Source organism: Arenimonas metalli CF5-1 (assembly GCF_000747155.1).
Taxonomy (GTDB): Bacteria; Pseudomonadota; Gammaproteobacteria; order Xanthomonadales; family Xanthomonadaceae; genus Arenimonas; species Arenimonas metalli.
In genome coordinates this window covers 261,420-272,978 of the sequence record NZ_AVCK01000012.1, presented here as the reverse complement: position 1 = coordinate 272,978, position 11,559 = coordinate 261,420, and the positions used below count along the sequence as shown (strand labels likewise).

At 67.8% G+C, this 11,559-nt stretch carries 9 protein-coding genes and 1 pseudogene; 3 read left to right on the top strand and 7 right to left on the bottom strand.

What is annotated here, in order from left to right; all coding sequences use genetic code 11:
• Positions 1–17 precede the first annotated feature (17 nt).
• From N787_RS04895 to N787_RS04870, 6 genes are all read right to left on the bottom strand, one after another.
• Positions 18–524, bottom strand: a complete 507-nt coding sequence (locus N787_RS04895) for a hypothetical protein (RefSeq protein WP_156968900.1) — start codon at positions 522–524, stop codon at positions 18–20.
• Complete coding sequence (locus N787_RS04890) at positions 521–1,168, bottom strand: methyltransferase family protein (RefSeq protein ID WP_034211155.1); 648 nt, start codon at positions 1,166–1,168, stop codon at positions 521–523. The genes N787_RS04895 and N787_RS04890 overlap by 4 nt, the downstream gene beginning before the upstream one ends.
• Positions 1,169–1,182: 14 nt before the next feature.
• Positions 1,183–1,479, bottom strand: a complete 297-nt coding sequence (locus N787_RS04885) for a DUF2933 domain-containing protein (protein WP_084590652.1) — start codon at positions 1,477–1,479, stop codon at positions 1,183–1,185.
• Between the two features lie 209 nt (positions 1,480–1,688).
• Positions 1,689–4,850, bottom strand: a complete 3,162-nt coding sequence (locus tag N787_RS04880) for an efflux RND transporter permease subunit (protein ID WP_052575137.1) — start codon at positions 4,848–4,850, stop codon at positions 1,689–1,691.
• A 1-nt stretch (position 4,851) separates the two neighbouring features.
• On the bottom strand, positions 4,852–6,204 hold the full coding sequence (locus N787_RS04875; protein ID WP_052575136.1) for an efflux RND transporter periplasmic adaptor subunit: 1,353 nt from the start codon (positions 6,202–6,204) through the stop codon (positions 4,852–4,854).
• On the bottom strand, positions 6,201–7,508 hold the full coding sequence (locus N787_RS04870; protein WP_052575135.1) for a TolC family protein: 1,308 nt from the start codon (positions 7,506–7,508) through the stop codon (positions 6,201–6,203). Before N787_RS04870 ends, N787_RS04875 begins: the two co-directional genes overlap by 4 nt.
• Positions 7,509–8,238: 730 nt before the next feature.
• Here N787_RS04870 and N787_RS04865 point away from each other — a divergent pair.
• The 3 genes and pseudogenes from N787_RS04865 (at position 8,239) to N787_RS04855 (ending at position 10,558) form a co-directional block, all read left to right on the top strand.
• Positions 8,239–9,555, top strand: coding sequence for a hypothetical protein (locus tag N787_RS04865; protein ID WP_052575134.1), 1,317 nt, complete (start codon positions 8,239–8,241; stop codon positions 9,553–9,555).
• A gap of 314 nt (positions 9,556–9,869) precedes the next feature.
• Positions 9,870–10,058, top strand: a pseudogene (locus N787_RS15450) (helix-turn-helix domain-containing protein); the annotation flags it as partial.
• A gap of 74 nt (positions 10,059–10,132) precedes the next feature.
• On the top strand, positions 10,133–10,558 hold the full coding sequence (locus N787_RS04855; protein WP_156968899.1) for a DUF11 domain-containing protein: 426 nt from the start codon (positions 10,133–10,135) through the stop codon (positions 10,556–10,558).
• A gap of 143 nt (positions 10,559–10,701) precedes the next feature.
• Here the strand turns inward: N787_RS04855 and N787_RS04850 are convergent, their stop codons facing one another.
• On the bottom strand, positions 10,702–11,451 hold the full coding sequence (locus tag N787_RS04850; RefSeq protein ID WP_034211149.1) for a hypothetical protein: 750 nt from the start codon (positions 11,449–11,451) through the stop codon (positions 10,702–10,704).
• Between the last annotated feature and the right edge of the window lie 108 nt (positions 11,452–11,559).

Here is an 11,559-nt window from a genome sequence, read left to right as displayed (position 1 = left end):
TGGCGCCCGGCAGTCCATCACGGACCGCCGTGCAGGTTGTCGTACACCACGTCGAACCGATCGACGGTTTCGCCCCGGCGAACTTCGATGCGCAAACGGTGATTACGCCCTTCGGCGATGACCAGGGTCGTTCCGAACGACAGCGCGTCTCCCAGCGGCATGGGCTCGAGCACCTTGCTCATCGCCGCGCCCTGCGGCGGGGTGTGCCGCACGGTCACCGTGGCCTGCGTGATGCGCTGGCCGGTTGGGGTATCAAACAGCGCGACGACCAGGTGATGGGTACCCGCCGCAGGCCGGACGGTACCGTGCACGTCCGGCGCCGGCGGGTGCGCCGCCAGAGCCGCCTGGGACAGGGCCGCGGGCACCACACCGTAGTAGAGCGTGATCCGCTCGTTCTGTTGCCGCTGGTCCGTGGGCGCCGCGTGGGCTATCGCAACGAACGCGGCGAGGACGACCCCCGCGGTGCCCACCACGGCCCATCCCAGGCGTCGGGCATATGCCGTCGCGTTGCCGGGCCCGCTCATGCCGTCACCGCCGGCCGGCGCCGGCCCGGGATGAAGGCGGGTGTCACCGCCTGGTAGCGCGCGTACGATTCGCCAAACCGCGCCAGGCTGTCGCGCTCCTCCGCCTTGGACAGCCGCCAGTAGGCGATGACCAGGATCGGGAACATCGCCAGCGTGATCAGGGTCGGCCACTGGAGCAGGAAGCCGAACATGATCAGCACGAAGGCCACGTACTGCGGGTGCCGGATCCGGGCATAGGGGCCCGTGGCCGCCATCTGACCCAGGCGCTGGGCGCGATAGAGCACCGCCCAGGCGCTGGACAGCAGCCAAAATCCCCAGACGATGAACACCATGCTCAGGACATGGAAGGGCCCGAAGTGCGGGTTGGCCCGCCAACCGAAGATCATCTCGAACACGTGGCCCGCATCATGCGAGAGCCAGTTCACCTCCGGGAAGCGGCTGGTCAGCCAGCCCGAAAGGAAATAGAGCGACAGCGGGAAACCGTACATCTCGGCAAACAGCGCCACGATGAACGCCGAGTACATGCCGAAGCTGCGCCAGTCGCGGCGGGTGGCCGGCGTGTAGAAGGTGTAGGCGAAGAAGATGAAGAGCCCGGCATTGAGGACCGCCAGGGTCCACAAGCCATAACCGGAAGCGCTGGACATGACCGTCTCCTCGTTTAGTGGTGGTGGCCGCCGGGCGGGCGGTCGTCGTCGGCGGGGGGTGCGGGATTGGACGGCGGCGGCTGGGTCTTGTCATGGCGGTGACCGCCGTGGCGATGGCCGGCATGCATGCCCAGGTGCAGAGCAAAGAACGCGCCAATCAGGAGGTAGGGCAGGGCGCCAAACAGATGCGCGCCATGCTCGACGAGCAGGAAAAAGCCGGCAATGGCCAGGAAGCCCAAGAAGGCCAGCCGGATCCACCAAGGCGCAGGGGCGCGCGACGGCGGAGAAGGGTGCGAGTCGTGATGGTTCATGACGAACTCCGGGTGCAAGTGGATGACAGGACAGCCCGCAGAACCGGGGAGCGGACCGTCAGCCCGGGCGACGCGCCCGGGCCGTACGGCCGCCCCCTAGCTTCGGCGCCGTACCCGGGCTGGACGCCATTGCGCAGCACGCCCCGCTGGGGGTGCGACGACCCTAAAGCTGGGTGCCGCACACAGGTCAATGGCCGAGGACCGGAGGCTCATCGCGCCGCCTCCGGCAGCTCAGCGACGGGTCCGGACGAAGCACGAGGACCCAACAGCTCCCGGCGCTTGACCAGCGCGTAGATCGCCGGGATCACGACCAGGGTCAGGATCGTGGACGACACCATCCCGCCGACCATCGGCGCGGCGATGCGCCGCATGACCTCCGAGCCGGTGCCCGTGCTCCACATGATCGGCAGCAGACCCGCCATGATCGCGACCACCGTCATCATCTTGGGTCGGACGCGTTCGACCGCGCCTTCGACGATGGCATCGGTGATATCTGCCAGCGTCAGCGCCTCACCCTTGGCACGGCGGGCCTGGGCCCGAGCGTCCAGCGCGTGGTCGAGGTAAATCAGCATCACCACGCCGGTTTCGGCGGCGACACCGGCCAACGCGATGAAGCCCACGGCGACCGCGACACTCAGGTTGTAGTCCAGCGCCCACATCAGCCACACACCACCCACCAGCGCGAAGGGCACCGACAGCATCACGATCAGCGACTCGGTGACCCGGCGGAAATTCAGGTAGAGCAGCAGGAAGATCAGAGACAGCGTCACCGGCACCACGATCTTCATCTTGGCGATCGCCCGCTGCATGTACTCGTACTGGCCGCTCCAGGTCGCGTAGTATCCCGGCGGGAAAGTAACCGACTTGGCCACGGCCTCTTGCGCGGCACGGACGTAGGCTCCCATGTCCGGATCGCGCGTATCGACGTAGATGTAGGCCGAGAGCAGGGCATTCTCGGTACGGATCGACGGCGCGCCCTTGCGAATTGTCACGTGCGCCAGCTCGCCCAACGGGATTTGGGCGCCGTCCATGGTCGGGATCAGCACTTGCTGCGCGATCGATTCCGGGCTGTCTCGCAACTCACGGGGATAGCGCACGATCACGCCAAAGCGTTCGCGTCCCTCCACCGTGGTGGTGACCATTTCGCCACCCAGCGCGGCGGCGATGACGTCCTGTAGCTCGCCCACCGGCAGGTTGTAGCGCGCCAGCTGGCGACGGTCCGGCTCGATGTCGAGGTAGAACCCCCCGGTCAGGCGCTCGGCGTAGGCGCTGGTGGTGCCCGGGACCGTGCGCACGGCAGCCTCGATTTCCTTGGCCAGTCGCTCCATCTCGCCCAGGTCCGTCCCGAACACCTTGATGCCAATCGGCGTGCGGATGCCGGTGGCCAGCATATCGGTGCGAGCTTTGATCGGCATGGTCCAAGAGTTGGCCACGCCCGGGAACTGCAGCGCCGTATCCATCTCGGCGATCAGCTTGTCGATGGTCATGCCTTCCCGCCACTGCTCCTCGGGTTTGAGGTTAATGACCGTCTCGAACATCTCCAGCGGTGCCGGGTCCGTGGCGGTGAGGGCCCGGCCGGCCTTGCCGAACACGGACTCGACTTCCGGGAAGGTCTTGATGATCCTGTCCTGCTGTTGGAGCAGCTCCGCGGCTTTGGTGACCGACATGCCGGGCAGCGACGCAGGCATGTAGAGCAGGGTGCCCTCGTTTAGCGTGGGCATGAACTCACTGCCCAAGCGCGCAGCAGGCCAAGCCGTTCCGAGCAAGGCAACCAGCGCCAGCACCAAGGTGGCCGCCTTGTGCCGAAGCACAACGGCAATCACCGGCCGATAGATCGCGATCAGGAACCGGTTCACCGGGTTCTTGGCTTCAGGCAGAATCTTGCCGCGCACGAACAGTAGCATCAGCACCGGCACCAGGGTCACCGACAGCAGGGCGCCGCCCGCCATGGCGAAGGTTTTGGTGAACGCCAGCGGGTGGAACAGACGGCCCTCCTGCGCCTCCAGGGCGAACACCGGCAGGAACGACACGGTGATGATCAACAGACTAAAGAACAGGGCGGGGCCGACTTCGCGGCAGGCATCGATGATCAGCTGGATACGAGGCTTGGTTCCATCATCACGCTCGATGTGCTTGTGCGCGTTTTCGATCATCACGATCGCCGCGTCCACCATCGCGCCGATGGCGATGGCGATGCCGCCCAAGCTCATGATGTTGGAGTTCATGCCCAGCAGGCGCATCGCCAGGAACGCGATCAGCACGCCTACGGGCAGCATGATGATGGCCACCAAGGCGCTGCGCACGTGGAAGAGAAACACGATGCACACCAGTGCGACGATCAGGCTCTCTTCGAGCAGTGTCCAGCGCAGGGTGGCGATGGCCCGGTGGATCAGGTCGGAGCGGTCGTAGACGGCGCGGATCGAGACGCCCTCCGGCAGGCCCGGGCCGATCTCCGCGATCTTTTGTTTGAGTCCCTCGATCACCGACAAGGCGTTCTCGCCGTAGCGCGCCACCGCAATGCCGCCCACCGCTTCTCCTTCCCCGTTGAGCTCGGTGACGCCACGGCGCTCATCCGGCACCAGCTCGACCCGGGCCAGGTCGCCCACGAGAACCGGGGTGCCGTCCTCGGCCTTGACGACCAATTGTTCGATGTCTTCAATGCCGCGCAGGTAGCCGCGGCCGCGGATCATGTATTCCGTTTCCGCCATCTCGAGGACGCGTCCGCCGACGTCCCGATTGCTGCTGGCGATCACCTCCGAGATCCTCGAGAGAGGAATGCCGTACTGGCGCAGCCGGCCGGGGTCGACCGTGACGGAATACTGGCGAACAAAGCCGCCGACGCTGGCCACTTCCGCGACGCCGGGCGCCTTGGTCAGCTGGTAGCGCACATACCAGTCCTGGATGGCGCGCAGCTGGTCGAGTGACCATTGTTCGCCCTCAAGCACGTACTGGTAGACCCAGCCCACGCCCGTAGCGTCCGGACCCAGCGTGGGGGTCACGCCTTCGGGCAGCTTCTTGGACGCAAAGTTCAAGTACTCGAGCACGCGCGAGCGCGCCCAGTAGATGTCGGTACCGTCCTCGAAGATTACATAGACGAACGAGGCCCCGAAGAACGAGAAGCCACGCACGACCTTGGACTTGGGCACCGCCAGCATGGCCGTGGTCAGCGGGTAGGTGACCTGGTCCTCGACCACCTGCGGCGCCTGACCGGGCACTTCGGTGAATACGATGACCTGCACGTCCGACAGGTCGGGCAGGGCATCGAGCGGGGTTTTGGCGACGGCGTAAATGCCGGCGGCAGTGACTGCGATCGCCATCACCAGAACCAGGAAGACGTTGCGGACCGACCATTCGATCAGGCGGGCGAGCATGTCACTGCCCTCCCGCGTGGCCGGCGTGCGGATCTTCGACCGGCGGTGCCGTCGGCTCCGCGGCCGCTTCATGGGCGCTGTGGTCTTCGGTCGGGGGGGGCGATCCGTGTTCCATGCCCTGCATGGCCGATCGCAGGTTGCTCTCAGCATCGATCAGGAAGTTCGCTGAGACCACGACCCTCTCTCCGGCCTCAACGCCTGACAGCACGGCGACCCGGTCGTCGGCGCGAGCGCCCAATCGAACCTCGCGTGGCGCGAAGCGGCCCGGCGCCGTTTGCACCAGGACCAATTGGCGCGTCCCGGAGTCGATGACGGACGAACGCGGCACCACGACGGTACGCTCCCCGCTGCGGCCCTGCAGTTCCACATCGCCAAAGAGCCCGGGGCGCAGGACCCCATCGGGGTTGGGCAGTTCAATTCGCACGCCGACCGTGCGGCTGGCCAGGTTGACGACCGGCTGCAGGAAGCTCACCTCGCCTTCGAAGCGCTGTCCGGGCAGGCTGGGCGTCTCGAAAGTGGCCTTGCCGCCGATCGCCAGGTCGGCCGACGCCGACGTCGGCACGTCTGCGATCACCCAGACCGTGGAGAGGTCGGCGAGCCGCAGGATGGTCTGGCCCGGGGTGAATCGGTCACCTTGGACGACAGGCTTGTCGACCACAACGGCATCGGCGGGTGCCGACAGCACCAGGCGCGCCTCGCGGCCCTGGCGAGCGACATGTGCCCCTGCCACCTCCCAGTTGTGCAGGCGTGTTTGCGCCGCGTCGCGCAACTGGCGCATGGTGGCGGCGCTGGCCGGATCACTGTCGGCCAGACGTTTCGCCGCCGCGTCGGCCACCGCGTACTCGCCTTGGGCCGCGATCAGCTCCGGGCTGTAGATCGCCATCAGCGGCTCGCCGCGCCGCACCGTCATGCCGGTCTCGTTCGCGTACAGGGTCTCGATCCAGCCCTCGAAGCGCGGGGCGACTACAAATTGCCGGGTCTCGTCCACCTGCACCGAGGCGCTCGCACGGACGTTGGCGACCAAGGCCTCTCGAACGGCCACCTCGGTGCGCACGCCCAATTTCTGGACCTTGTCGGGCGGCAACACGACCGTTCCGGGCTCCGCCGCGGGCTCTCCGCCCTCAAATACCGGGATGTAGTCCATGCCCATGGCGTCCTTCTTGGGCACGGGCGAGGTGTCGGGCAGACCCATGGGGTTGCGGTAGTACAGGATTTTGCGCTCGCCCGATTCGGCCGAGGTCTCTTGGACGTTCAGCGAGCCGGCGTCCGGCGCCGAGGCGCGTCCCGACCACCACCCCAGGGCCAGCGCCGCTCCAACAGCGAGAGCCAGGACACTCCAGTTCATACGATTCATTCGACACTCCCAATCAGGGCGCGCACCGTAGCGGCGCCAACGAGTTCATTACGACGGACATCCACGCGCGACAGATCAGCGCCTTGCCAGGCCTCCAAGGCCTCCAACAAGGTGCCGAAGTCGACGTCGCCGACCCGGTAGCTGGCGAGGGCGGATTCGAAGTTGGCCTGCGCCTGCGGCAGCAACGTCTGCTCGATCAGGCGGCGCTGCTCGCGTGCACTCCGGGTCTGGGCCCACGCCTGGCCCAATTGGCCCTGTAGTTCGTTACCTATCGCCTGAGCGCGCGCCCGTGCGGCGTCCCCCATGAGCAGGACCTCACGCTCTCGCTCACGCAGCGCACGCCGCTGTAGCGGGATCTCCACTTCGAGCATCACCTCGTAGGCGTCGACGCGATCATCGCGCTGCATGACGCCCACGCCGAGCGTGAGGTCAGGCAAGCGGCGGCGGCGCTGAAGCTGTGCCGCCGTATCGGCCGCCCCGGCCAGGGCGGTACTGGCACGCAGGGCAGGATGCCGGGCCTCCGCCAGCAGGCCGAGCGCCTCGCCGAGCGAGGCCGCCGGCACGGCCAGCACGGGTTCGCCGGTCGGCTCGGCCAAGGGGGCGTCGGTCGGCCGGCCGAGGGTGGCGTTCAACATGGCCACGGCCTCTTCACGGATAGCCAGGCGCTCGATACGGTCGCGCTGCATTGCGGTGCGGGCCACCTGCGCGCGGATGGAATCCTGCTGGGCCGCGACGCCCAAGGCGTACCGTACCCGGGCAACCTCCTCCATCTGCGCCAACAGTTCGATCAGCCGGTCAACCACGGCCACACCCTCGCGGGCATGCCAGTAGCGCACATAGGCCTGCTCCGCCTGCGCCAGCAACCTCAGCGCCGCGGCTTCCCGCTCCAGCTGGACGGCGTCAGCCTGCTGTCGCGCCACGTCGCGGGCCAGCCCGCGCTTGCCCCACAGCGGGAAAGGCTGTTTCACGCTGTAGGTCGCCGTCCCGACGTTACCGGGCAGTAAGTTCGGGCGATCGGGGTTGATCCCCTGCAATGAGATGCCGACCATCGGGTCGGGCAGGGCGCCGGCTGGGTAGATGCGTGCCTGCGCTGCTTCCGCCTCGGCCTGCATCGCCTGCAGGTCCGGATTGTTGGCCAACAACCAGGCCCGCACGGACGCGACATCGGCGCCGGGTAGCGGCGTGTCGGCAAAGGTCACCGGCGCGAACGCGAGCAGTGTTGCCAGGGCCAGAGCGCGGAGCGCGCCACGGCGCGGGTGGGTAGGGCGGGGCCCCGGGGTGGTACGGGTGAGCGTGGATCCCATGATGTTCGCCTTGCACGGCTGCTGGCCACGGGGGCCGCAGGGGTGGGTCGGACGGTGCCGGCCGCAGGACGCGGCCGAACCGATGTCTCCGGCGACGGCGCACGGCGGCGCCGGCCAGTCATCGGTGCGGGATCAAATCAACAAGAGACTGGCGGGGTGGGCGGTCGGTCGATGCCAGGAGCGCAACGGCCCCGGAGCCTGGGCGGCATCGGGCTCATGAGGCAGTCGTTGCACGCTCACGACCGGAACGACAGACCAGGCGCCCAAGGCAGGAACGGCCAGCACGCGAGCCACGTCCGGGCTCAGGTCGCTTCGGCTGCAGTGGGTATCGCAAACGGGAGACGTCTCTGGGGACGGCGATGGATGGCAGGGGGCCGGCTCGGAATCGACGTGCGCGGTCGACACAACGTGGGCGCTGTCCATCGCCATACTGGCCAAGGTACAGGCCGGGTGGGCGGCCAGGACCAATTGCGACCACAGCAGCGCCACCATCGCCAGAAGCGTGAGGCGGGTACGCAAGCGGTGGCGGCGGAATTTCTTCATCCTAGGCGGCACGGTACCTGTTCTGGCGTCCTGGCGGCTTGACCTGCGTCAACTCACCGCCTCCGGGCATGGGACAGGCTGCGGACCGCAAAGTTCCTTCGTCCGCTCCCCGTGGGAAGCGTAGTATCGGACCCGGCCGCCCGCCCGCCGGCCGGCACGCACTCCCCGCTTAGAGGATCCACGCACCGTGACCGTAGTGACCCAGCCCGTCATTCGCCGCGTCCTGGAGGGTTGCGGCGCGCCATGCGTGGAAATCGTGACCGCCGAAGCCCTGCACCGTGACTGTTTCTGCGTTGCGGTGGATCCTGATGCCGTTCGCGACCAGGTCAACGGCCTGTTGGCTTCGGAGGGCGCACCCATGCGCTTAACGGACGCCCACGCGCACCTGTTCGCCGCTCTGCCGATCTTCGTGCCCGAGCACACCGTTCGACATATGGAAGCCGCCGTGCAGGCCTTGAGCGCGGCCGTCGCGACCCCTGCCTTCGTTGACGCCACGCTGGCCTGGGCGCCCCCTATCGCCCAGCACGATCCGGGCTCGCCCGGCGGACTGCTGGGCTTTGACTTTCATTTGGGGTCCGAAGGGCCCCGGCTCATCGAGATCAACACCAATCCCGGTGGCCTGCTGCTCAACGCCCTCTTGGCCAAGGCACAGCGTCTGTGCCTGCCGTCGCTGAGCGCGCCGGCCGCCTCCGCGGTGGCCGAACAGATCGCCATCGACGTCTTGCTCGAAGAGTGGCAGGCGCAGGGCGGAGGGGCGGCCCCCAACGCGCTGGTGGCCATCGTGGATCACGCGCCAGAGCAGCAGTACCTGTATGCCGAGTTCATGCTGTTCAAACGAGCGCTGGAAGCGCGGGGCCATCGGACGGCGATCTGCGACCCCGGCGACCTGCGATTTGTCGGCGGGGCACTGAGGCTGGGCGAAGAGCCCATCGGGTGGGTTTACAACCGCCTAACCGATTTCGCGTTGACGGATCCCGCGTCCCAGGCCCTGCGCCTGGCTTATTTGGCGGGCGCTGTAGCACTGAGCCCCCATCCGCGTGCCCACGCGCTGTGGGCCGACAAGCGCAACTTGACCTTATTGGGGGACCGCACGTTCTTGGCCCGCGCCGGCCTGCCGCCGGATCGGCAGGCGCTGATCGCCGAGATGGTCCCGCGGACGGTACTGGTGAGCGCGGACAATCGCGAGCACTTGTGGGCCACGCGACGAGAATGGTTCTTCAAGCCGGCCGGGGGCTTTGGCAGCCGTGCGAGCTACCGGGGCGACAAGCTGACCCACAAGACCTGGGCCCAGCTGGCCGAACAGCCGTACGTCGCCCAGGCCCTGGTCCCGCCCAGCGAGCGACACACGGGGCCCGATTCGCCTCCTTTGAAGGTCGACCTTCGTTGCTATGCCTATCAGGGGCAAGCGCTGTTCTTCGCGGCGCGGCTCTATCAGGGGCAAACCACCAATTTCCGCACGGCGGGCGGTGGCTTCGCGCCTGTGCTGACGCTGGCGAACACCTAGCTCCCAGCACCGCCGGACGGCATGCGGCATTCGACAGGGCGTTTTCTTACCCCGGAGCGCCGGCCGCTGCGTTAGTCTGCGATGCAGTTACGGGACGCGTCACGATTACCAAGCTTTCAAAGCCGCTCGCCCTGGGGCCCAACTCACGAACAGAAGCCGCAAGTCCTTGAAGTAAGTGCAAAGTGCGAGATTTCCGCGTCAGACTTACAGAACGTGACAAGGTAAGCGGGCCGCCGTCAGGGTAAGACGGTCGGGGACACGGGGACAAGCGCCCGCCACGACGGGCTTATTTCGTAATTGACATAATATACATTATGCGAACTAATTCGGGTAGGATTCCGAGGCATGGCCGTGCCTCCAAACAGCCCCGGAACGTTGCTGTGACGGCCTCTCGGTTCCGTGAGGCCCGCCAGACTTGCAGCCTGACCGTCCCGGCCGCTGCGAAACTTCTTCGTGTCACCGAGCGGACGTTACAGAACTGGGAATCGGGCCGCGCCCGCGTCCCGTATACCGCCTACAAGCTCGACCATGATCCGGTGCGGCTGGCCATCGGTGTCCGGACTTCCGCACGGCCGACCTGTCCATCACCGCCGGCGCCACGCCGGCCTCCGTCGCGGGCGGCGGCATCGCCACGTTCACTGCCACCGTCGACAACGACGGACCGAACGAAGCCATCGCGCCCAGCGTCGGACTGGTGTTCGACGCGCTGGTGTCGATGACGGCCAGCGAGCCGGTCGGCTGGAGCTGCGTGGCCGGCTCGCTGGGCAACGGCAACTTCAACACCGTCTGCACCGCCACCGGCAGCCTCGCCAGCGGCGCCCGCGTCAACTTCACCCTCAACGTCACGGCGCCGAACGTGCAGGGCCAGCCCACGCTGACCTACCGCGCCACGGTGGGCTCCACCACACCCAGAGACCCGTTGCCGGTGAACAACAGCGCCACCCGCACGCTGCAGGTCGAGGGCGCGCCGGCCGCGATCCCGGGCCAGTCCGGCCGCGGCTGACCCTTGGCGCCATCGCAAACCCCGGAAGCGCGGCCCAGGCCGCGCTTCTTTTTTTGGCCACTGGATCCCGGACCCGGGATGCGGCCCGGCGCCGTCCGTCAACGGGCCAAGCCCGCAGCCCGGCTCATGCCGCGGAAGAATCCTTAATCCGGATACACCGCCACGATCTCGCAGCCGCGCCTGGACAGCACGGCGCTGATATCGCTGCCGGCCATGCCGCCGAGGGACTCGGAGAGGATGACCCGGTCGCCCGGATTGCCGCAAATCCAGCCGATGCCGACGCCGGAGACGAAGCTCAGTTGGGTCGAGTACTCGGCTTCCGGGCACGCGCCGGTAAGTTCGAGGCGATAGCTGGCCCGCTCGCGCGAACCGCGCCGCGGCTGGGTGGTGACCACGATGTCGCCGTCGAGGGTGTGCCACCCGCGGACGCGGCGCGGATCCACGCAGTACTCCGGCGAGGGCGCGAAGCGGCGCTTGGGCTGGGACTTGCCGTCCACCACCACGGTGGCCAGGGTCGGCGTCGGGTTCTTGTGGGCGTCCTCGCGCAGGGCCAGCGCCCAGCCGCGCGCGTCGAGCGGCTGCACGCCGCCGATCGCGCAGTCCCTGTCGCCGACACGCAGCCACTCGCGGCCGGTGCCGCAGACCCAGCCGTGCGGGGCGATGGCCACCAGCGCTGCGCCATCCGCACGCGGGCAGGCCTCCGCCAACGTGATGCGATGGGCGCCGGTGGGGGTGCGCAGCAGGACGACGCGTTCGTCGAGATGCCGGGCCTCGGTGACGGCGCGGGCGTCCATGCAGTCCGGATGCGGTGCCGCGGGGCGCGCCGCCGGCGCGATGTCGGACGCGGCGACGTTCGTCGCCAGCAGGAGGCCCAGCCAGGAAAAACCGATCAACGCTTGGATCCTCCGTGCCTGCCGCGTGGGGCGGCGTTTCGCGGGATGCCGCGACCGCGGCACGATGGCGCTGACGGTATCATGGCCCCTCGTCCTTCAAAGCCCTGC